The 23366-nt window shown below is 48.6% G+C and carries 14 protein-coding genes; 10 read left to right on the forward strand and 4 right to left on the reverse strand.

Annotated features, from left to right (window positions below):
• The first annotated feature begins 63 nt into the window (after nucleotides 1-63).
• Nucleotides 64-2799 carry a Rossmann-fold NAD(P)-binding domain-containing protein gene (locus WG89_RS22760; RefSeq protein ID WP_062270005.1) on the forward strand — a complete coding sequence of 912 codons (2736 nt, stop codon included), beginning with the start codon at nucleotides 64-66 and terminating at the stop codon, nucleotides 2797-2799.
• Between the two features lie 158 nt (nucleotides 2800-2957).
• Here WG89_RS22760 and WG89_RS22765 read toward each other — a convergent pair whose 3' ends face one another.
• Nucleotides 2958-7073, reverse strand: coding sequence for a hypothetical protein (locus WG89_RS22765; protein WP_062270006.1), 4116 nt, complete (start codon nucleotides 7071-7073; stop codon nucleotides 2958-2960).
• 168 nt (nucleotides 7074-7241) lie between these two features.
• Here WG89_RS22765 and WG89_RS22770 point away from each other — a divergent pair, with 168 nt between their 5' ends.
• Complete coding sequence (locus WG89_RS22770; protein WP_245662963.1) at nucleotides 7242-8318, forward strand: quinone-dependent dihydroorotate dehydrogenase; 1077 nt, start codon at nucleotides 7242-7244, stop codon at nucleotides 8316-8318.
• A gap of 108 nt (nucleotides 8319-8426) precedes the next feature.
• On the opposite strand, the gene rmf is transcribed toward WG89_RS22770, so the two are convergent.
• The gene (gene rmf, locus WG89_RS22775) at nucleotides 8427-8642 is read right to left on the reverse strand and encodes a ribosome modulation factor (protein WP_434000746.1); all 216 of its coding nucleotides are present in this window, start codon (nucleotides 8640-8642) and stop codon (nucleotides 8427-8429) included.
• Between the two features lie 254 nt (nucleotides 8643-8896).
• Here rmf and rlmKL point away from each other — a divergent pair, with 254 nt between their 5' ends.
• The 5 genes from rlmKL to WG89_RS22800 all read left to right on the forward strand — a co-directional run bounded on the left by rlmKL (nucleotide 8897) and on the right by WG89_RS22800 (nucleotide 16823).
• Nucleotides 8897-11083 carry a bifunctional 23S rRNA (guanine(2069)-N(7))-methyltransferase RlmK/23S rRNA (guanine(2445)-N(2))-methyltransferase RlmL gene (gene rlmKL / locus WG89_RS22780; protein WP_062270008.1) on the forward strand — a complete coding sequence of 729 codons (2187 nt, stop codon included), beginning with the start codon at nucleotides 8897-8899 and terminating at the stop codon, nucleotides 11081-11083.
• 282 nt (nucleotides 11084-11365) lie between these two features.
• Entirely contained in the window at nucleotides 11366-12850 is a 1485-nt protein-coding gene (locus WG89_RS22785) for an oligopeptide:H+ symporter (RefSeq protein WP_062270009.1), read from the forward strand.
• A 212-nt stretch (nucleotides 12851-13062) separates the two neighbouring features.
• Nucleotides 13063-14301, forward strand: a complete 1239-nt coding sequence (locus WG89_RS22790) for an RING finger protein (protein WP_062270010.1) — start codon at nucleotides 13063-13065, stop codon at nucleotides 14299-14301.
• Between the two features lie 162 nt (nucleotides 14302-14463).
• Nucleotides 14464-15933, forward strand: a complete 1470-nt coding sequence (locus tag WG89_RS22795) for a hypothetical protein (protein WP_062270011.1) — start codon at nucleotides 14464-14466, stop codon at nucleotides 15931-15933.
• The gene (locus WG89_RS22800; RefSeq protein WP_153301768.1) at nucleotides 15888-16823 is read left to right on the forward strand and encodes a hypothetical protein; all 936 of its coding nucleotides are present in this window, start codon (nucleotides 15888-15890) and stop codon (nucleotides 16821-16823) included. Before WG89_RS22795 ends, WG89_RS22800 begins: the two co-directional genes overlap by 46 nt.
• A gap of 32 nt (nucleotides 16824-16855) precedes the next feature.
• Here WG89_RS22800 and WG89_RS22805 read toward each other — a convergent pair whose 3' ends face one another.
• Nucleotides 16856-17236: a hypothetical protein gene (locus WG89_RS22805; RefSeq protein ID WP_062270013.1), complete on the reverse strand. Its 381-nt coding sequence runs from the start codon at nucleotides 17234-17236 to the stop codon at nucleotides 16856-16858.
• A gap of 170 nt (nucleotides 17237-17406) precedes the next feature.
• On the opposite strand from WG89_RS22805, the gene WG89_RS22810 reads away from it, so the two are divergent.
• A complete protein-coding gene (locus WG89_RS22810; protein ID WP_062270014.1) occupies nucleotides 17407-18651 on the forward strand; it encodes a lipoprotein-releasing ABC transporter permease subunit in 1245 nt (414 codons plus the stop codon).
• Complete coding sequence (locus WG89_RS22815; RefSeq protein WP_062270015.1) at nucleotides 18644-19339, forward strand: ABC transporter ATP-binding protein; 696 nt, start codon at nucleotides 18644-18646, stop codon at nucleotides 19337-19339. Before WG89_RS22810 ends, WG89_RS22815 begins: the two co-directional genes overlap by 8 nt.
• 248 nt (nucleotides 19340-19587) lie before the next feature.
• On the opposite strand, the gene WG89_RS22820 is transcribed toward WG89_RS22815, so the two are convergent.
• Nucleotides 19588-22869 (reverse strand): hypothetical protein, encoded by a 3282-nt coding sequence (locus WG89_RS22820; protein ID WP_153301769.1) that lies wholly within the window; start codon nucleotides 22867-22869, stop codon nucleotides 19588-19590.
• Between the two features lie 375 nt (nucleotides 22870-23244).
• On the opposite strand from WG89_RS22820, the gene WG89_RS29620 reads away from it, so the two are divergent.
• On the forward strand, nucleotides 23245-23366 hold a 122-nt coding region (locus WG89_RS29620; RefSeq protein ID WP_172806660.1), incomplete at its 3' end, for a transposase.

Below are 23366 nucleotides of genomic sequence, written 5' to 3' on the forward strand. Positions count from 1 at the left end.
TTGATGAGCAGTATTTTTCATCATCACTTGTCATAAGCGATTCAGGCAGGGAGGCCTGTGGCAATGAGTATGGGAAGCACCGGTGGACCTGGAGGGGTGGACTCACAATTCTCAGGTTTGATGCAGAATGTTGAAACGCTTGAGACTATGCACAAAACCGGGAAGGCGAGCCAACTAATAGTAAGTGGACGTTCTGGCTTCGCTGACAATGATTCATCCGTTTCTTTCAGGGGTCGCAAGGTCGTTCGCGTTAAACCCCGGGGAAATCTGCTCAAACGACTGGTGGCTTTTTTTTCCCCTACCAAGAGTGCCAGAGACTACAGAGCACGAGAACGTGAAGCCAAGACACTGCTACATGATCAGGTACTGCTTGCACTGGGCGACAGGGGTCTGGATAAACAGAATAGAAGACGTCTGGTAGAAGATGTTGCTACCGGGGTTATACCAGGGTTCAGCCGTTCGGAAAGACGAGGAATCAGAGATAAAAGTCTGAATGCTGTTCACCGACCTGAATCCATGGGAACCATGCTCAAAGAGGCAGAGCATGGAATCAAGGCATTTCCAAGACTGACAAGCAGCATTCCATCCGTATCCCTTTTTAATGCTCGTGAGGCTGTGAAAGGCTTCTACACCACTTTGCTTCTGGCTCCTGAACGAATACCGGATACCAGCAAGATTCATCAGGATCTTCTCAAACTGCAACGTCATTTTAACGACACCCGTCAACCGGATGGCTATCAGGATCTGGTCAATGAAGTGATCCAGGAAATTGTTCACTCCTTTCCAGAGCGTCTTTCCCAGGAAGAGTATCGCCAGGTATTGGCAAACTGGAGTGACTTCCCTGATCCAAACCGTGACATTGCTCTTGCCAGAGTTGTCGACAAAACGTTTGAAAATGCCACCCGAACAGAGCTTTCAATTCACGGTCATCCCAGAGAGCTGGTACTGGAAAAGAGTTACCGTTTTTTACAAACAATGTCCCGTCATCCTGGGCTTAAATCACGTTTTAGTCTTGCCAGGATTGAACAGCTCAAAAGTCAGTTAAACCAGGATAAAGCTCAGGTCAGAGTTGAACTGGATCGACTCAGTAATGAAGTGACTCAACTGAATATAGAAGGTATTAGACAACGTTTGGCTACGGGTGGAGAGCTGACTAAAGAGGAAGGGCAGCTCATAGCAGAGTCAAGACGTGTCTTACTGGATATCCAGCTGACAGCGGGCAGACGTTGGGATCTGAAGTTATTGTCACAGCAGGATCATTGGCAAGGAGAGGAGGGATACCTCTTCAAATTGCTGCAGATTCAGGAAGTAGGCACGTTGAGAGGTGAAGAAGTAGACCTGGCACAGCTCGACTGGTTGATCAATCAGCATAAGGATGTCAGAAGTCACCCTCGGGTAGCTATAGAAGGGGCTGGTCCTACAGGACTGACTCTGGCGTTTTCTCAGTTTGAAGCCGGGGCCGATGTTTCAATTTTTGAGAAGCGAAGTACAAAATACGACAGGGTTCAGGTGGTCAGGTTAGACCCCAAGTGGATGGATATGTTGAAGTTTTACCTTGGCGAGCAATATTACGCCCTCTTTGGAGAGGGGGAGGGCAAGGGCGTCGTTCGTCCAGATGGTTTTGGCGAGATAGTCACTCACAGGCTGGAAGAAGGGCTTCATTACCGGCTGACTGAGTTGATGGCTCGAAATTATGATCACGACTCAGGCAGTTCTGACTCACTTGAACGTCTGGCCGCTTATGAGCTGGAAAATGTTGAGTCAGGACCCGATGGGCACACGGTCAGTGCTCGTTATAATCCGGCTTATGATGCAGCTAGAAAGGACAGGGCAAAGGATTACAAACCGGAAGAGGAGGTTAAACACCGTCCGGTTGATATGCTGATCTGTGCCGGGGGCAAGAACACAAAAATGAGGGACAAGTTCATGACCGATAAGGTGGTCACGAACTCCAAGCCCTATGGTGTCTGCAGTTGGGAAGGAAAGAAAGGAGAGGAGCTACCTAATGAGGGACTGGACACTTTTCAGGACTTCAGAGAAATGGTGGTGTTTAACAAAGACTTCCACCAGCACTTTCGGAATAGACTAGCCAGCGAACTGGTGGATTTACCAGAGCCTGCTGACTCAATAAAGAATGCCGTCGTCCCTGAAGATCTGGTAGAACTGGAGCACCTGACTCTGGATCAAGGTATGCAAACCCGCTGTTTTGAGAACAAGAATCTTGTTTATATTGGTATGGAGCTGCCAGAACCCTTTGATCAGTACTGTAAAAAACTTGAAGGGAAGATAAAGCAAAAGGTAGTGGCTGATCTGGCTTTTTCATCAGAAATTATCAATTCGGAAGAGGCGAATAAGCAGGCTGAGAAAAAAGCCAAAGAGGCTCTGAAGGCGGTGCATAAAGCCTGGTTCCAGGCGGTGGCTCATTATTATGGGATTGATGACCCAACATCACTGGGCGCTACCCCGGATAAAATCAATCAGAAATTTGCAGCCGCCTTTTCCGTTCAGCAACATCGGGTTGAGCAGAATGTGGTTACCCGGGAAGAAAATGGTCATGAATTGACTGTGACTGTTGCAGGTGACGCTGCAGCCAGTCCCCATTTCATGCGTTACAGTGGTTTGACCGGCGCCAGAGAAAATGTCCTGCACCTGCAGAACTTTACCCATAAAACAGCCAATGATACCAACCCGTTTGGTCTGAGTGTCAATCGAACAGAGCTGGAAACCAGACAGCAAAGAACGGCTGATTTTGTTATTCAGCGAGGCGAAGTGTTCCTTGGTCCACAGCTGAGGTTCTGACTTAGGAGTAGTCCTGAAAAAATTTCCTTTTAAACCCTTCTCAAACCCGTTCGGGCTGAGCCTGTCGAAGCCCAATACCACGACCCTTCGACAAGCTCAGGGTGAACGGAATCCGTACGTAAATCAGGAAGTTATTTTGAGACAAATCCTTAAGGCGTTTATTCCTCTTCCTCGGGTCCGGGGAGGGGCATAACCGCTTGATCGATGATTAGAGCCTGCTCTTCTTCCGTCATATTTTGAAAGTCAGGGTTTTCTTTCAGTTGCTGCTGAAAACGGTTCACCCGAAGTCTCTCAACCTCTTCCATCGTTCTGCCCTGTTCTTCCAGTCGATTGGCTAATGCAGTGCTGACTTGATCAAGACTCAGCCTTCTGCGCTTTCCGAAGTCTTCTTCCACACTTTTAGCAGCAGTATGGACGGCCAGGTGGAGTCTCTCGAGAGCCGCCGATGAAATATCGTTCTCCAGATGATTATGCAGCTTGCTCATGACACTGTTTTTAATGGTCAGTAAGTCATTACGGCTGAGAGGTCGCAGTGAAACGGTATCGTCATCTTCCAAAACTCTCTTGATCGGTCTGCCCAGAGCAGCCATTTTCAAAAGATAGTGACCCCTGATCGTTTGTCTCAGAGTATCTTCAAGCGTCTTCTCAATGGCTGATTGAGTGGCTCCCGGGTTGGGTGTTCCACAATGACGGGTAATGGCCAGAGGAATCTCCAGTAACTGGTCCTGAATGTAATAGCCGATGCCACGGCTGATCTCAGGAGGATTAATCCCCACTTCCTTGAGCTTTCTCTTGAACGTGTTAAAAGCCCTGCGATTTCTGGTCAGGGTATCGACCCGGCCTTTATAGCTCTGGAAGATCATCAGGGCTTTCTGATGTTTCAGAATTTCTTCTGCCAGCTCTTTCCTGACTTCAGCAAACTCACTGACTTCCTTTTCCACACCGGCATTAACAGAATCAACCAGTTGCCTGTCTTCTTCTGTCTCACGCCATTGACTCCACTGATCCCAGTAGGTGTTGGCCACTTCTGCAGTGATTGTTTCGCGCAGATACTGTTTGAAAGGGCTCTGGGCAGTCATTTTAGCCATCATTCGCCTTGAAGATTCCATGCAGTGAGCCTCGATACGGGCTCTCTCATCGGTACCTTCGGGCAGCAGCATCTGGTAATAGTGATAGAAGTCTTTGGCTGAATGAACCAGAGTTTCTGTATGATCCAGATAGTTGATGAGACGACTGATGACATTGCCTGCCGTGAGTGTTGTGGCAATGAAGCCGAAGCTTGAGGCCGCAATGGGCCACAGTGCAACAGCCAGTAAGCCTCCGTAGAAGGTGCTGCCAGCTACCAGTGCTCCAGCCGCTGCGGAACCACCGAGAATGATCAGGCATTTTGCACCTTCAGCAGCAAGCCGGCCAAAAGCTCCGGCTTCCTTGTTGTTATAGGCTCGAATGGCTTCTGTCAGTCGGTTGTAGCGGAATCGGATGGGGTTGAAGCAGACATTAAAGACACTTCTCGCCAGACCTTCTTTCTTGGCTACACCTCTGGCAATCAATGCCAGTTCATCCATGGGGCTGGATGCATAGGCAAAAGCCGGTCCATAGTTGATTAACATGTTGAGGGCTCGCACTGCACGACCATCCAGTTGGTTGACGCCTTCACGAATGGCAATGGCTCCGGTCGCATTAGCGGTTGCGGTGGCAATGGCTCCTACAAACCCGCCAACAGTCCAGCCAACGGCACCCCCAGCGGGTCCGGCAATCAGGGTTCCTGCAGTGAGTCCGATGACGTTCCCCAGTCTCGAGCCTGCGGTATTGCTGGACAGATCAACAAAGAAGTTCAGAGCGACAGAACCTTTCAGCGCCAGGTCTGAAACATGCAGCAGGAACTGAAACTGTTTTAACAATGCAGCCTGTTCGGGATTGTTAGCGTAATCGAACTCTTCAATGATCGCTTCATCCCCTGCAAAGTATGAAGCTGCTGACTCAGCTGACAGTCTGGCCTGAAGCTGTGAGACCAGTCCTGCGTTTCTCGCTCCCACCAGTATTTTTAACTGTTCAACGGTCTGGGCAGAGTCGCCGACCAGACGTCGGAACATACGCGGGTTTCTTTGTGCAATCTCGAGCACTCCCGACAGCGTCTCTGAGGCCTGCCTTTCCAGCTCGGCGTAACTGCCCTGAACACCAGTCAGGATACTCCAGGCACTGCTTTTACCGCTGTACCAGTCCTGAATCTGGTTTGCGGCTGGCTGTACTATGTTGGAAACCCTGTTAACAATGCCTGCAGAGGCGCCGGGAATGGCCTCGCAGGTTTTCAGAAGTTCTTCCTTGAACGAGTAGCCTACTGCTTTCAGATCTTTCAGGTGCTGCAGTTCGGCGAGTTTGTCATTAAGGGGTTTTCTGCCCGGCCAGATAACCTGATACCCGACCGCCATGACAGCCTCTTTACCGGAGTTGACCGGTCTTACAGGAGCTGTTTCCTGAAGCGTCTGATCCATCACTTTCAGCAGTCGCAGGTTTTCCTGGTAAGTACCGGGCGTCATCACGGGAGGCATCTCAGGGTGCTCGATCAGTGTTCTGGTTTCTGCCATCACCTGTTCTTCCTGAGCCAGCCTGAGATCATGGTGTTTCTGCTGGTAAGCGACTATGGAAGAGTAACTGGGGTTTTTGTGATAAGCCTTCAGATGATCACTGTATTGATCGATGGCGTGATACAGCTTCATTTCTGTATCTTCCTTTCCGGAATTTAATCTCTCCATAAGGTGCCGGGTTGCAGGAGGCTTCAGCATAAAGGTCCGTTCTGAAAGAGGTTCTTCCTGTTCCAGTTTCATAAAACGAACCAGTCCAATAGCATGGCTGAAGTGCTTTAACTGTTTCACCATGGCTGCTGAGAAATCAGCAGGTACTTCTTCATGCCCTTCCATGGCCAGCATATAACCTACTTGCTGCTCAATATCATTGAGTTCCTCGATCGAGAGCTCCGATAACTCTGTCGACATCAAGTGTTGATAGCGCTGTTTGAAGTAAAGCTTTCGGCATTCAATTTCCAGAAAGTCACGAACCTCTCCATGTGAAGGGTTCTGAATGAAATCTGTCAGGTTCTCGGGTGTACAGGGCATCACCGTAATAAACTTGAGACGGTTCGATAATAACTGCAGTTGCTGACGACTTTGCCACTGCCCGGAGCGCATCTTCTTTCGAGCTTCATTGATATCTGCGCTGCAGCGATCCAGAAGCAGGTCGTGAACGATTTGCGGAGTTCTCCAGGTCAGAGTCTCGGTCAACTGGGCGCGATTATTCCAGTCTCCGGGTGGCGGAAAATAAAGGCCTTCCAGTGCTTTCTGGGAATTCATTTTCTTCAGCTGAAGACTTTGTGTCAGGGCCTCAGCAGGTGGGTAAGCTCCGGCACTTTCAGGTTTGAATGGGTCCGTAATAATGTTCTGTACAAAGCACTCGTGAAGCACATGGTAAAAAGGTGCCTTGCCATGCTGGGTTTCGAATTCAAGTAACCCTTCCAGCAGAGCATCGTAATCTTGAGCTTCAAGTTGCTGGAATAAAGCCTCCAGCTTTTTTCTGGCTTCCGGTTTGCTGGAAGTGATCCCCCACCAGTTTTTTTCCACGTCATTGGCCAGAGCCAATAACCTTTGTTTTAACAAGGCAAAACCACTCTCCGGGCACTCCTCCAGAATCAGTTCAAGAATGCCGTAGGGGTGCATCATGGAGATGACCTCAGCGTCCATGCCGTCCTGCCTGAATTTTTGCAGCAGATCAGGATACTCATTGACCAAGGTTTCCCGGTCGTGAGCTGAGAAGTGCCAGTGATCCTTTTGGGTGGTCGGATGTTGAGTGGCTGCGTCTGCCAGTCTGGCATGGTATTCTTCTATCCATTGGTGGTTCTCCTCGGCATCGTAGAAGTCATCGTCTTCATCGTCGGGAATAGTCTCAGAGTCTGGCCTGGATGTTATTGTGGAAGTCGCCGAATGGAATTTTATTGAGTCTTCTGAGGGGACTGGGCTGGAAACCACTGTATCTCGAGAGGTTTCTTTCTTGTCCGAATCAGCAGTCGTAGTTGTTTTGCCAATAATCACAGTAGGTACAGACTGGGTAACGCCATGTTCAGAGATCGGTTTTGATAAGAGCGCGGAGTCACTCCCGGCCTTTTGACCTGACAAGTAGGTTCGTGCATACCCTAAAGGGGTTTGCATGGGCTTCAGGCTGACGTGAGGATTGCCTGTACAACTGGTGCCTGCGGGAAGACTTCCCATCAGTACTTCTAACATTATTGGCCTCCTGCCAACTTCGGATAGGGGGGTCCTTTGTAGATTGAGACAGCAGCCATACCAGTAGATTGCCTTTTTGGTCAGTATCACTGACAGCCTTGTCAGGTAGAGCGGACATTCTTTTAGAATCGAGAGTCATAAAAACCTTGAACAGCACTGGTTTTCAGGATGAAGCCGCGTATAATTTCGCGGGTTTATCTGAATTATCCGGGGCTTTTCATGTATCAACTGGGCCGAAAGTTGTTATTTTGTCTCTCTGCTGAAAATGCACACGATGTGGCATTAGAGATGATAGGCGCAGGCCAGCGGCTGGGTCTGACCAATGCTTTTGTGCCTTCAGTGCCTTCTCGTCCCAGAGAAGTTATGGGGCTGACATTTGAAAATCCTGTGGGTCTGGCTGCAGGTCTTGATAAGAATGCAGATTGCATAGACGGTATGGGCAGTCTGGGTTTTGGACACGTTGAACTGGGCACTGTGACTCCGCGTCCCCAGCCCGGCAATCCCAAGCCTCGTTCCTTCCGTATTCCAGAGCGTCAGGCGCTGATCAACCGAATGGGTTTCAACAACAAAGGGGTTGATCACCTGGTTGAGAATGTCCGTAAGTGCAATTACAAGGGCATCATAGGTATCAACATTGGCAAGAACTTTGATACCCCGGTAGAAGACGCAGAAAGTGATTACCTGACCTGCCTGCGCAAGGTTTATCCTCACGCCGGATACATCACGGTTAACCTTTCATCACCTAACACTCCGGGTCTTCGCAAACTTCAGTTTGGCGATGCCTTGAAAAGCTTGCTGGATGCCCTGAAAAAAGAGCAGGCTTTGCTGACCGATAAGTACGGCCGCAAAGTGCCCGTCGCCATCAAGATTGCACCGGATATGGATGAAGTTGAAATTGCGGATATTGCCCGAGAGCTGGTGGCCTACGAATTGGACGGTGTGATTGCAACCAACACCACATTGTCCCGTGATGCGGTTCAGGGTCTGCCCAATGCAGATGAGCAGGGTGGACTGAGTGGTGCGCCATTAAGCGACCGCTCTACGGAAGTGATTAAGCTGCTTTCTGCAGAGCTTTCCGGAAAACTGCCTATTATTGGTGTGGGCGGTGTGATGGATGCGCGCACTGCAGCAGACAAGATCAGGGCTGGAGCCAGCCTGATTCAGTTATATTCAGGCTTTATTTACAAAGGTCCGTCGTTGATTCGTGAAGCGGCTGAAGCGGTTTATTCCTGCGATCATGGTTGAAAGCTCTAACCTCTGAGAAGCTTGAGCGAATCCTGATTCAGGAACATTATAGTGAGATGAAAGAAGCCCCGGAAATTCCGGGGCTTATAGGCTCCAATAATAGGGTACTCAGAGGAAGGGGGCTTTATTGGCCCGTTGCAGGCCGGAAATGCCAATCAAGCCCTCCCAATTGTCTACGCGACCTTCTCGCCAGCCTGTAAGCCAGGCCTGACGAAGTTGAGGTTCCGTATGAGGGCAGATATCCTTCGAACGTCCAGACGCACCTGTCTGATATCCTTTGGTAAAGGCTCTGTCTGTCATATCCCTTTTTTGTCTTTTCATCATGTGGTACTGCCTCTTGCTGGTTCGTTTATCAATGCCTCCCTGGCACCCTGTTACAGCACTCGGAAATTTCCTGGGTCCGATGTGACAGCTCCGGCAAACTCCCCGGGTTACCTGCAACCAGGGAGCTGGAAACTTCCAGAGAGCGTACGTACAGGAAAAGTCTAACGATCTAAGTTCTAACGAAGTTTGATCAGACTGTCGAGAAATCAATCCTAATAAGGATTGAGTTTTTAAATGATTTTGGAATATAGGTTATGAACACGCCTCTTGCTGAGCGTTCTCTTGAACTCTTTGCCAGTTGCCCGAAAGGGCTGGAAGCATTGCTGGCCAAAGAGTTGACTGATTTAGGCGCCCAATCAGCCACGGAAACCGTAGCTGGGGTGAGTTTTTCTGGCAGTCTGGAAGTGGCTTATCGTAGCTGTCTCTGGTCGCGACTGGCCAGCCGGATTTTGTTAAGACTGGGTGAGGTTCAGTCTCAGACCAAGGATGATCTCTATCAGGGGGTTCGCTCATTCGAATGGGATGACCACCTCGACAATCAGAGCAGCTTTCGCGTCGACTTTACCGGCTCAACACCGGATATCAACCATACTCGCTTTGGTGCCCAGATGGTGAAAGATGCCATCGTTGATCAATTGAGAGATGAGCACGGCTGGCGTCCTTCGGTAAATGCTGCCAACCCTGACTTGAGAATCAATGTTCATGCTCGTGGCAAGACAGCGTTTGTTTCCATTGATCTGTCCGGCCAGAGCCTCCATCAGCGCGGCTATCGTCAGGAGTCTGGTGAAGCTCCACTGAAAGAGAATCTGGCCGCTGCCATTTTGATTCGTTCTGGTTGGCCAGAGATGGCAAAGCAGGGCAAGCCATTAATGGATCCCATGTGTGGTGCCGGTACGCTCTTGATTGAGGGCGCCATGATGGCTGCGGACATCGCGCCTGGACTGTTGCGTGCCCGGTTTGGCTTTGATCGTTGGATGGGCCATGTACCGAAGACCTGGATAAAAGTGCTTGAAGAGGCGAAAGAGCGTCGTCAGCAAGGTCTGCAATCCATGAATTCAGACATCATCGGTTTTGAAGGTTTGGGTTCAGTGGCCCGTCGTGCCAAAGGCAACCTTGAAAGAGTGGGTCTGGCGAAACGGGTATCCATTCGCCAGCAGGAACTTATAGATCTGGAAATGGATTCTGATATCGAACCCGGTCTGGTGGTGTGTAACCCTCCCTATGGCGAACGTATGGGTGATGAGGCCAGTCTGGTATACCTCTATAAACATCTGGGCGAAAAACTGAAACAGAATTGTCCCGGCTGGGAAGCAGGTATTTTCACAGGCACACCCAGCCTGGTGAAAAGTCTGGGAATGGGCCCCAGGAAAAGCTATGCCCTGTTTAATGGTGCCCTGCCTTGTAAACTCTTTCTTTATGATATTCGCAGCCGCGAAGCGAGAGAGGCTGTTTCAGAGAAGCAGGAAAGAAATCAGTCAGAAGTTCGGACGGTTACCTATATTTCTGAAGGCGCGAACATGTTCGCAAACCGTTTGAAGAAAAATCTCAAGCAGATCGGTAAGTGGGCCAGAAAGAACAATATTGACTGCTACCGTATCTACGATGCCGATATGCCCGAATATGCCGTGGCAGTTGATGTATATCGTGACTGGGTGCATGTTCAGGAATACGCAGCGCCTAAATCCATCAACGAAGATAAAGCCCAGGAAAGGTTGATGGAAGCCCTTGCAGTGACGCCTGAGGTGCTGAATATTTCCGATGATAATATTGTGCTGAAGCGGCGAGAGCGGCAGTCCGGTTCCAATCAGTATGTCAGGCAGGCAGAGCAGGGCAGGATGATGGAGGTGAATGAGGGCGGTTGTCGTTTATTGGTGAATCTGCATGATTATCTGGATACCGGACTCTTCCTGGATCATCGCTTGATGCGAGTGAGACTTCAGAAAGAGGCTGAAGGTAAGCGTTTTCTTAATCTGTTCTGTTATACCGCCACGGCAACCGTTCATGCTGCCATGGGTGGCGCTTTGTCCTCCACCAGTGTCGATCTTTCCAATACCTACCTGGAATGGGGTAAAAAGAACCTGGCCCTGAACGGTTTGAGTGAGCGTCGTCACCGCATGGAGCGGGAAGATTGCCTGAAATGGCTGGAGAAGGACATCAATGAGTACGATCTGATCTTTATGGATCCTCCAACCTTTTCCAATTCCAAGAAACTTAGAGACGTTTTTGACGTACAGAGGGACCATTTCAGGTTGATTGAGCTGGCCGTAAAAAGACTCAGTGCAGACGGTATTCTCTATTTCTCCAACAATTTTCGAAAATTCAAGCTGGACGAAAGGGTCGAATCAGAGTTTGTTGTGGAAGAAATCACTCACCAAACCATAGATCGTGATTTTCAGCGTCGCAAAGGTATTCATCGAAGCTGGAAGATTATGCAAAAGTAGCGATCACTGTCGTATAAGTGTCTAATCCTGTTTTGTATCGGTATCCCCTTGCCGAAGTGTGAAAATTACAGGTATTGGAACGGCGCTCAATAGGACTTAATAAAAAAGGTCTTTTTTTTGACCAACCAGAAAACGAAAGGGAGAGCTCTCAATAAGTTTATAAATAACAGGAAATGTTTCCATAAACTTATTGAAATCTCCCCCGCCCAGATCAGGAAGATCGAAAAATACCAGGGATACAGTCATTGACTGTCGCACGCCGGAGCAAGGGGATACATCTTAATGTCACAATCTTTGAACGTACTGAAACAGCCCAGGCCGTTTTACCTGATCTTCTTTTTGGAGTTATGGGAACGTTTTGGCTACTACGGTCTGCAAGCTCTTCTGGCCATCTATCTGGTCCGTGAGTTGGATGTAGCTGAGTCACAGTCGTTTATCATTTTCGGTGCCTTCAGTGCACTGGTTTACGGAATGGTGTCCATAGGTGGTTACCTGGGTGACAAGATTCTGGGAACCAAACGAACCATAGTTTTTGGTGCACTGGTTCTGATGTCCGGCTATCTGATTATGGCTCTGGCCGGTAAAAATATTCAGTTGGTCTATCTGGCACTGGGTACCATTGCCGTGGGTAATGGTCTGTTCAAGGCGAATCCTTCCAGTCTTCTGGCCAAATGCTATGAAGAAGGCGACAGCCGTCTGGATGGTGCCTTTACCATGTACTACATGGCAGTCAATATCGGCTCCTTCATTTCACTGCTGGGTGTGCCTTATATTGCTGACCATTTCGGTTGGAGTGTGGGCTTCCTGGTCAGTGCCATTGGCTTGCTGGTGGCTCTGGCAAACTACTTTATGATTCGTCACTGGGTAGCTGACTACGGTTCTGAGCCTGACTTCAAGCCTGTAAACCTTCAAAAACTGGCGTTGATCTTTGTTGCAGTGGTTGCTGCTTGCTTTGCCAGTGCATTTGTTCTCAATCACCTGATTATTGCCAACATTCTTCTGGGTGTTGTCGGTAGTGTGGTGGTTATGATCTTCCTGAAGGAAATCATGGCTTCTTCCGGTGCTGAGCGTGGCAAGATGATCGTTGCCCTGGTGCTGATGCTGGAAGCTATCATCTTCTGGGTGATGTACATGCAGATGCCGACATCCCTGAACTTCTTCACCATCAACAATGTTGAGCACGTGGTGCTGGGTTTTGATATCAATCCGGTCTCTTTCCAGTCTCTGAACCCTTTCTGGATCATGATTGCCAGCCCGATTCTGGCTTACATGTATAACCGCAGTGGTGTGACCGGTAAAGCCATGAGCATGCCTGTGAAGTTTGCTTTTGGTATGGCGCTGACCGCTGTCAGCTTCCTGCTGATCCCGGTTGCCGCAAAGTTCGCAAGCGCTGAAGGTCTGGTGGACCCAAGCTGGATTGTGGGCACTTATCTGGCCCAGGCGCTGGGTGAACTGCTGATCAGTGGTCTGGGTCTGTCCATGGTGGCACAGCTGGTGCCTGAGCGTATGCACGGCTTTATTATGGGTGCCTGGTTCCTGACTACCTCTGCTGCTTCTGTTGTAGCTGGTTACGTAGCTGGATTCACCGCTGTGGATGCGGGCTCTGCTGTAACCGCTCTGGACACGCTGCCTGTATACAGCCACTTCTTTGAGACCATGGGTCTGATTGCGGCGGCTGTTGCTTTGGTGATGTTTGCCACGGCTCCTAAACTGAATCGTTTGATGAACCGTGAAGAAGAAGTGGATGCTCAACTGGCTACTGCCTGATTGATCTAAATTCAGCTTCTTATACAAAGGCGACTGTTCCCGGACAGTCGCCTTTTTTGTGTCTGTAAAAAATTAAAACGGAGATTATTTTTGCTGAGGGCGTCTCTGCCCAGAAAAAAGTGAATAGTTTGTTCTACTCTATCTGTTCAAAAGAAGGGCTGAAGAAAACAGGAATTCTGACCTTTCGAAAACGAATTTCAGTTGGGTAAAGCATGTCCAGATCGTCCCTTCAGCTCATTTTGATGTTTTGGGTTTTATGCAGAGCTCTTCAAGTTCAGGGGGCTTCCGTTGATCTGGTGAATTCTGGCTGGTTGCAGCAAACAATGTGGGTTGCAATGCTTGCCAGTATTTCTCCTCTTTATGAGAAGGGGTCTGAATTTCTTTTCCATGATCGATTGGAAGATCAGTATGACTTGTCTGTAGACAGGTCTGATGAGGGCTATGAGTCTCATTCGATTCTGGTTTGTGCTGTAAGTTGTCCGGCAGGCGGTCAGGGAAGCAGTAGCAAGAAGAATGGTTCAACCGGAGAGGGCAGGCAATCAGGCGGTGATCGAACTTATGCTGATGTTGTGGCAGGCAGATATCCTGCAATAGCTTGTATGGGTGGGGATGAGCCTCCAGATGACCGGAACAATGAGGATGGATCAGGACCTTCTGATCCGTCCGATGAAACGGAGTTGGAGTGTAGTATCTGTGGTGAAGTCTGTGAAGACGGATTAACAACCAGTTGTTGTGGTAAGCGGGTATGCAAAGATTGCGCAGGGCAATGGAATGAAAACCGATGTATTTACTGTTGCAGCCGACACAGGGCAAGACGTTATTGTGGAGTGAATGGCTGCAAGACGGAGGTGACAGGTATCGGATTTGATCAGCTGCAATCGCACTTGTTCAATGAACATGCTCAGGGTATTACCCTGTTTCATCCCTGTTGCCAGCAAGTCGTGGCAAGCGATCAGATGTTGCCCACCGATCATGCTTTAACCCATCATTCTCATTCTGTGATTACCGATTTGAATCAGGTCAGTGTTGCCTGCCAACTGAGTTATGTCTGGCTGTTGAGTGTTCCTGCCCATCAGATCCAAACCGTTCCAGCCAATCAGCCTCTGCCTGCAGGTGCGCTTGCTGTGCAACCTGTTATTGGTACTGTTCAGGTTCAGCAGGTGCAGTTTATTTGTGATCTTTGTCAGCATGTGACTTTGAGTTCCGTGGATCACTCCATACACATGTCGATGCATATGATGCATCTATACAGCCATGGAATGCTATTTATCTGTCCTCATCAGAACTGTCAGTATCAGGCAGCTAGTATTGTTGGACTTTATCAACATCTCCATGATCATCATGTTCTGTTCACCTGCCCGCACTTCGGCTGTGGAGCCAGCTACAGGCAGGAGAGGCTTTGTCAGGCTCACTTCAACCGATGCCATGGGAAATATGTTGGAGGGAATTAGCCTCTTTGGTCTTTTTGATAAAACCGGGAGTTTGCTATGTCGAGATGATGGAGCCGGATAATGACCTGAACGAATGCCCTTTAAAGTCAGAAGAGGTTAGCTGACAGATCATTTGTAAATCTGAACTATTATTTCATCTCTTTTACTCAACGATCCAGATGCATGAAACCGATTCGCTTCTTGTTATGTCCTCTCTATCTGTCGCTCATCTTTTGTCTGGTTTTTGCCAGCGCTTCTTATGCCAGTCATCTGGATAACATTCAGTCTAAGCTTCAAAAAGCCGGATTCAACGAGCAGGGAAAGAAAGTGGAAGAATTCAAAAGCCGGTTTCCCGGGTTGGTGTTGGTCATCAATCGCTGGCTACCGGAAAGGATTTCGCCTGAAGTTGAAGCCTTGCTCGCTAATCTGGTGGTTTACCTGGTGAATGTGGACAGTGAGCACGGACACTTGTCGAATCATTCGAGTTTGCTTGAAAAGATTGCTCAAGAGCAGCTGGTCGCTGTTGAAGGTGAAAGAGATTCAAAAAAGCTCTCAAGAATGACGCCAGCGGAAATCCTGTTTGAATTGTTTTTTGTTATTGAATCCTATCGTTTGAGCCTTCTCAGCCCTTCTGACAAGCCTGACGGTGAAGCGTTTAAAGTAGCTTTGGAAAGTTTCTTATTGGAGAGACCGTACAGCAGGGCTCCGTATATTGAAGTTGAGCAAGAGCTCTCTCTGGAACAACTGATAAAGCATTTTAACGTGCTGTCATTACTAATGATGCTGACTGGCAGTGGCCGTTCAAGTGCCAATGCACAGTTGATTATGGGGGCTATCAAATCATTGACAGTTTCACAGCAACGCCTTCTCAGTCAGAGAATTCTGGAGTTGATCATTTTAAGAGGGCACTCCCTTCATGCTTTTCAGCGTTGGCTGGAGTCTCAATTGGAAGGAGGGCGAAGCAGCGGTGAGATCTTCTCACAATTGTTGGACAACGATGGCTCAGTTGAAGGTTTCGAATCCACATTGGAGAAATTTATTCCTGATCTCAGAACGGAATCGCTGGGGGCAAGAACTTATATTCCCCCATCAGTGATGAATGATCCCGCTGCTTACAGCAGGTATAAGAGAGTTCAGCACTCAGATCAATGGCCGGTAACGGATGCCGAAAGTCAGGTACGCACCAGAATCATTGAGTTAGGGCGGGAGCGTGATGCCCGGATTCGTGATTCAGAGAAAGAGGTGCCTGACTGGTCTGCGCCCAAGGTTCCTAAATCGAATAGGGAACTGATGGATGACATCATGGAAACCCTCAAACTTCTGGAGAGCGCGGAAGTGAAAGGGGATGCAGAAAAGCTTCATAGTGAGCTGCTGAGACATTTGGATCGCCTGGACCAGGCTTATCCATCCAAACAGAAGTTCAAAGAAAAAATAGAGGCAGCAAAAACATCTGAAGCCAAACAGCGATTTAGAGATCAACAACATGCCTATATGGCTCAAAAGGAACGGGAGAAACAAATATTAAGAGAGCTTGCTGCGAAAAGTGATTATGAGCAGACTCTTTTGAGGGTAAAGCTGACTGCATTGCAGTTACAAAGGAAGCGAGTGTGGCGGTGCATGAGAGTGATATTCAGACCTTTGCTCAAGATTTGAAGGCGTTGAGAATGCAGGTGCAGCATCAGGGGAGCCGTTTCGGAACATTAACGACCTCTCAGGAAAAAGAAGTGTCCAGGCTCTGTGCGCTCTGCAGGGACATGATGAGGCAAGAGGAGGGACATTATTTTGATCTTCGCTCGGAACAATGGGAGTCATTGCCCGATCAATACCGTGAAGCGGCCAGGAAGCTGCTGGAATATGTTATTCAGCACATTAAATTACTGCCATCATCAAACAGTCATGGAGAAAGTGCAGGTGCCCAGTCTATAGAAACACAGACAGCTGACAGGTCTTTATTTACAGAAGCTGCCTTGTTGGATGATGTTTTTAATCGAGTCAGCCCCTCAGATACTTCTGCAGATTACTCTGTTTTGCCTGCCGGAATCTGCCGGTGTCAGGTGGCAAAAGACAACTACTGTTTTTACCAGACTCTGACCCTTGCCATGGGGCTGGGAATCACCGGAGAAGCGCTCTTTCAGCAGATTATCCTTCTGGCTCAGAATGCACTCAATGAATCACCAGAATTACTGACACTGCTCAACAGTATCCTGGCAAACGGGATGGGCTCTATTGAGGAGCTCGCTGCCATGGCGTTTGTTGAATTCGCGGATGTCCAGATGTGGGGTCATACCGGCATGTTGCCTTTAATAACCTGGTGGTTTGCTTCGCCTGTATTGGTGACTACACCAGCTACCTGGGAAGGGGGTGGGGCAATGCTCTTCCTGGCGGACGGTACCTGGGAGTTTGTACAGACTGAAGCGGGAGGAGGGCTGCATACTATAGAGATACTTCAGACCACGTTTCCATCCCTGGCCGTGATCGAGAACGCCGACAACCACTGGAGTGTGCTCAGGMTAGAGAGCTTAGCCAGAACCCGGCGCAGGTAAATAAAGTTAATCGGGCAAACCGTTTGCCCGGTTCATGGCTGCTTGGCAGTAGAGTCAGCTGCAACCGCTGTTGGCTCTGTCTTTTTGAGATTGGGGTGTACCACAGCTCGCAGGACGGTTTTATCTTCAAAATAAACTGTCATGTCCTGGTACTTCCATTTGGTAATCGCAGGCTTGCCAACCGTTTCAGAGGTTTCAGGTGATCCCAGGCGGTCCTTTACGGACTGCATGCTCTGACCTCTTTCCGGCAACAGAACTGTGCTGCGAAGTTCAGCCGACTGACTGCCAACGGGCACTGCTATAGTGTCACCGGTTGGTGCTGCAGAGGCATGCAGGCTGAAGCTGGAAAGACCCGCTAAGGTCATGGAAAGCGTCAATAACGGTGCTGATAATAAACGTTTCATGGCAGTCATACTTTCTTCTTCTCATGGATTGGCTGCAATGCAGCGGTCAGCTCCGTGGCTCCTGTTATAGTTATGGGAGACTGTAGCTTTTGCAAGGAAATGCAAACAGCCTTATTCGTGTCGGGCTGTTGGGGTTATAATAGCGAACTTCGCAATCATTGACTGCTTAAAAATTCTAAATGTTCAGACCATTACCGTTTTTTGTCGGCCTGAGGTATACCCGGGCCAAACGAAGGAATCACTTTATTTCCTTTATCTCACTGATGTCGATGGTTGGCCTGACGCTGGGTGTCTGCGTGCTAATTATTGTCATGTCGGTCATGAATGGCTTTGACCGTGAGCTGAAGCAGCGCATTCTGGGCATGGTGCCTCACGCTACCATTACCTCAGCATCGGGGGGAATGCATGACTGGCAAGACGTCCTGAAGCAAGTTTCTGAGCACGAAGGTATCGTAGCCGCAGCCCCTTTTGTGGATGGGCAGGGCATGTTAGCCAGTGGCAGTCAGGTTCGGGGGGCCATGGTTTATGGTATTGATCCCGCCTATGAAAAGAAAGTCTCCATCGTCAACGAACACATGGTCCAGGGTGGGCTGGATGAGTTGAAGCCCGGTGAGTTCGGTATTGTTCTTGGTGAGCTTATGGCTCAATACCTGGGCGTGACTGTTGGCGATAAAGTGACCATGGTGCTGCCGGAAGCCAACGTTAATCTTGCCGGTGTATTCCCTCGTCTTAAACGATTTACTGTCGTTGGTATGTTCTCGGTCGGTGCTGAAGTGGATGGCAGCCTGGCCTATATCAACATCAAGGATGGAGCCCGGTTTATGAGGGTGCCGGAAGGGGTGGAAGGTATTCGTCTGAAGATGGAGAACCTTTTCGCTGCGCCCAAGCTGGCGTGGGATATTGCAATTGAACTGCCGGGTCGTTACTACGTTCAGGACTGGACCCGAACCCAGGGGCAGCTGTTCCAGGCAATCCAGATGGAAAAGACCATGGTAGGTCTGCTGCTGACTCTGATCGTTGCGGTAGCTGCATTCAATATTGTTTCCACGCTGGTGATGGTAGTGACAGACAAGCAGTCTGATATTGCAATATTACGAACGCTGGGAGCCAGCCCTAGAACGATTATGGGCATCTTTATGGTTCAAGGGTCATTGATTGGTGTTGTCGGTACTCTGTTAGGTATTGTGCTAGGCATTATTGCGGCCCTGAATGTTTCTGAAATTGTTTCCGGTCTTGAATCCCTGTTGGGTATTCGCTTCCTGAGTCCGGATGTTTACTTCATCAGTTACCTGCCTTCTGAACTGCAATGGCGCGATGTCGCTGTAATCAGTGTTGCAGGTTTATCCATGAGTTTTCTGGCAACCTTGTATCCTGCCTGGAGAGCCTCAAAAACCCAGCCAGCAGAGGCGCTTCGTTATGACTGAATCCATTAAAGCTGTGTTGGAATGCAAGGCACTAGCGAAAAGCTTTGATGAAGGCCCTGAAAAACTGGAAGTTCTGAAGGAAGTGAACCTGCTGGTGGGCCCTTCGGAAAGGGTGGCCGTGGTAGGCAGTTCGGGTTCAGGAAAAACCACTTTGCTGCAATTGCTGGCAGGCCTTGATCGACCTTCATCCGGAGAAATTAGGGTGTGTGGTCATGTTCTGGCCGAAATGAAAGACGCTCAGCAAAATGAACTGAGAAACCGTCATCTTGGTTTTGTTTACCAGTTCCATCATCTGCTGCCCGAGTTCACAGCTCTGGAAAATGTTTCCATGCCTCTGTTGTTGAGAAAAAATACCTCTATCAAACAGATTCGGGAGAAGGCTGCGAAAATGCTCGATGCGGTAGGCTTATTGGCCCGATCAAAACATAAGCCGGCAGAGCTTTCCGGAGGCGAACGTCAGAGGGTGGCTATTGCCCGAGCTTTGGTGACAGACCCTGACCTGGTTTTTATGGACGAACCTACCGGTAACCTGGATCCCAATACTGCCGAGAAAGTGCATGGGCTGATGGAGTCTTTGAGTAATGAGTTTACCACCAGCTTTATTGTGGTAACCCATGACATGAATCTGGCCAGACAAATGGATCGTGTTTTCAAGCTTGAGTCAGGCACTTTGATCATGGACTCTTGATATCACCATTCATCTTGTCGTCTGCCGTCTCTTGTTGTAAGAGACGGCAGACGTATTCTTATCAGAACGGTATGGTCAGCCACCTAGGAGCCTGTCGGACTTATGCTTTCGAGCATAAATTTCAGTAGAACGAGTCAAATTATTCGATGGATTCGTGCGAATAGTTGACCTATTCAATCGAATTCATCGAATAATTAGGCCGTTCTTTCTGGAATTTAGGCCGAAATTGTCTTAAGTCCGACAGGCTCCTAGGGTTGTCTTTCTGTGATTTCTCTATCGATACTGTCTCCCCTTGAGGTACTTGAACTCTTTTCCAGTACCAGTGAATCACTTTGGCTCCTTTCGTGATAAGCCCCTGCAGATGTTGACGGGAATATTGGGCATGTCGCTCCCGGTATCTGAGGGAACAGTGATATCGTTGGACAGGTATCAGTCATGGGATCAATCGAATAAGCAGGGGTCTCGTCTCTCTCCAGTGAAAGGTCACGAAAAGGAATTCTTCTCAAGTTAGAGGTCGGTCTCTGATTTAAAACCAGCACTGGATAGGTTGCGACAGCGGTTGAGCCCTGGTATCGGCCATTCATTTCATGAAGTGCGGTATCAGATTGGGAGCGGGTCAGTCTTGCTGGTTCTGATTCCTGTTCCAGGTCCACTGATGTTCTCCCCGATGAAGAATGGTCGTTACTGTTCAGGCGTGTCAGTGTGGCCAGTGCCTGTTCCCAGGTCATTAAAGGGTTCACAGGTGAGTCGGGTTGACCATCGGTCATCTCCAGAGCCTGACCCAGATCAATACTGTCTTCCTTAATATCGTAAACCCAGGAAAGGCCTGTTGCTCTCCAAATGCTGTCAGTCCCCTGCACAAACTGACCCGAAACCCAGAGGCCACCAATACTTGGACGCTTCTGTGATACCACATCGCCCATTGTCCAGGGCGGAGGAGCAAATTCAGGGAAGGGCGATTCATAAATAAATTCTGCATCAATACTTCCTATTTCCCGGTTCAGTAGCAGTTTTACATTTTCCGGGGAGGCAACGGCATGCTCCATACCTCTTCTAAGGTTGCTCATTATGAAGGTATAGGCATCGTTACCCAGAGCCTGTGTCGAGGCAAAACCAATGGACAGAGCCAAAGCCGGATCTGAAGAAAGGTAGAGGTTAATGTAATCAAAAAAACTTTGAATAAGCCGGTACTGGACGACCAGATCCATACTGGTATCAGCGTTGTGTTGTTGTCCTTTTGGCTTGCTTTTGGATCTGAAACTTTGGGATCTTTGCCGGGTAACGGGTTTGCTGGCGGCAGGGGTCATATCGATCAGGTGAGAACGAATAGAGGCTATGGCTTTTTTGTTGTCATAGATGACAATGGTTTCGTTACCTATGGTCACACTAAGAAACAGGTTGGATCTGACCAGGTCTCTGACTATCTGGCCCTGAACCTTTTTACGTTTTTCTTTCTGTGCCTGTGTGGCTTCATCGCTTGCTGCCACACTCCTCTCAGGGTGAGTCAGAACCTTGAGATCATCTGACCCTTGCAAGGTATTCTGAAGCGATGAGCCAATAGTTTCTATAACAGGCTCTGGATTAGCTGCTGCCGGTTCTAATGGTTGAGGGGGACTGGGAAGATCAGATGAGCACAATAGTACCTGATCATGCTGCCTTACCAGGCAACGAATGGGCGTGTTATCAGCATCAACATTGGTAATGTAAACAGTGACACCCTCGTTGCGCAATCTTTCATCTGATGGGTATCTGATTCCGTCCATAGGTGAATGATGGCTGTTCTGTAGCCTATGATTCGCTTGTAAGTGAGCGAGTAGTTCATCAAATGTTACAGGAGGCAAATGTCTGGCAAGTTGACTAACAAGAAGGGCAGGACGATCTTCGAAAACGGTATAGTCTATAAGTTGCTTTAAGAGTTTTTGTTTGGCCAGCTCGACTTTGTGATCCAGTTCGTCGGATTTTGGGCTTTGGGTTTGTTGTTTGTGCAACTCCTGATACTCCTCCTGAAAGCGCTTTAAAGTGGTGAACATGAGCATTGTCTGAATAGGTACTCTCAGGGAGAAAGGAGAATGGAGTATTGATTCATGAATTTCGTGGTAACAACTCTCCATAAATGTGCTGAGGTTCTCCGGACCAACGACGTCTACCAGATAGCCCCTTAACGTTCGATATAAATTATAATTCGGTGTAATGCCCATCAGCAGTCTGGCCATCTCATAAGTCTCGGGCCTGTGGCGGAAGGGTTGATGAGTACCGTCAGTGATAACATTTGTAGCTCCTGTCACTGGAGGAGGCGTATCCTGAGGATGATCCTGTCTGCGAGCGTTTTCTTCATCTTTGTCCTGCTTTTCAGGAGGCTTGGGAGGGTCTGATTTTTTTTCCTCTTTGGGGTTTCTGAAGCGTGTCTGTTCCTTTGAGTCATCCTTGTCTGCGTCAGAAGGTTCTGGTGAGGGCTGCGGTTCAGTGGACAGCGAGGTGTTTATCTGATCTGCCAGTTCTCTGGCTTCAATCATTTCCAGCGCGGTTGAGAGCAAAGCTTGCCAGTCAGGAAATTCTTCGACGAGAATTTGCTGTCCTGGTGTCAGAGTTTGAAGGGGATTAATGACTTCAATCCTGTAACCTTCTTCCTGTTCATGAATTCGAAGGTATCTGCGTGTCAGATAATCCACTCGTTCAGCTCTTCTATGCTGCTGTCGGATCTGCTCCAGCTCCTCTGGGGTGGCGATCCTTCCAAACTCTCCCAGATCATCCGCAATCAGCACTCTGATGAGGTCCTGGAGTATTCTTCGATAATCACCTGTAGCGTTTGCTGCCATGAATTGCAATTCCATTAACTCGGCATCACGTTCTGCTTTGGTAGGCATCGGTGGGGAGAGTGACTGAAGGTAAGCCTGATTCACTTGTTCCTGAAGCCAGGGGTCTTCAAGCATGGAGGTTGTGAGATGACTGATTTGAATCTGATCCTGGACAGAAGCCTTGCTGGCATAAAAATGGGTGGCTTCCCCTTCATTATGACTGACAAAGGTATGGGTGCTCACAGGTGTGGCATCAGGAAAACCTTCTCCTTGAGGGTTATGGTGTTCGTGCGGGTTAAAAAAAGAGGAGGGGATAGCTGCGATAAAGTCGGAGAAAAGGATTGCAATATTTGATCTGGGATTGAGTCGTTGTATCAGTTCATCAGGTAGTTGGTATCGGTAGCTGTCTAAAGACCGTTTCCATGGCGACGGTTTAACTCGTTGGCTGGGAGGGTTATCAAAAGAGTCAGGCCAGTTGGATTTAGACGGCTTTGTTTGTGTGTTATTTGGCTTGAAATGCGGGTTGTAAGGTTTTCGAGTGACTTTGAAGGTTTCAATTTCGTGAATAGCGTCGGGTCTGAAGTGGAACGGTGTGGATTTTGAACAGAGCAGACTGTTACTGGAAGCCAGATCCAGAATTAGAATAAGTGCTTTTCCGATATAAACTTTTACAGGCGGCGATGGCTGGTTGAGATAGTGTTTTACCGGTTTTTCCATCACTGGACCGGTTTTCATACAGTGGTAACTTTCCGATTCATCAAGAAAGCCAATAAAGGCGAAGGCAGGTGGCAAAGTTAAAAGTACAGTGAGTAGAGCCAAAATGAGAGACCGGAATACACATAATCTCATGCTGTAGCTTGCCGCATCTGAATGTAAGGACTCATTAATATAGCAGCGGTTTTATCTGTGCTTTCTTATATTGGGGATTTTTTCACCCTAAGGGGAAGACGGGGGAGAGGATCTTTCGCTTATTATAGGGGTATTTAGTGCATCGTGAAAACCCACGTCCTATGGACGTGGTCATGAATGGTTGGCTTCGCCTGCCATGAACTACCCATGCTACTCCTTATCTCTGAGTTGTCCCCACAACTACTAGAGATAGGAAGTAACATGAGTAGATTTGAAAAGTTAACGCATGTCATTTGGCATTGCCAATATCATATAGTTTGGGTGCCAAAATACAGGTTTCGAGTCCTGACCGGGGCAGTGAAAGCCGAGGTTTATAACAGCAT

The sequence above is a fragment of the Endozoicomonas arenosclerae genome (genome assembly GCF_001562015.1).
In the GTDB taxonomy this organism is placed as follows: domain Bacteria; phylum Pseudomonadota; class Gammaproteobacteria; order Pseudomonadales; family Endozoicomonadaceae; genus Endozoicomonas_A; species Endozoicomonas_A arenosclerae.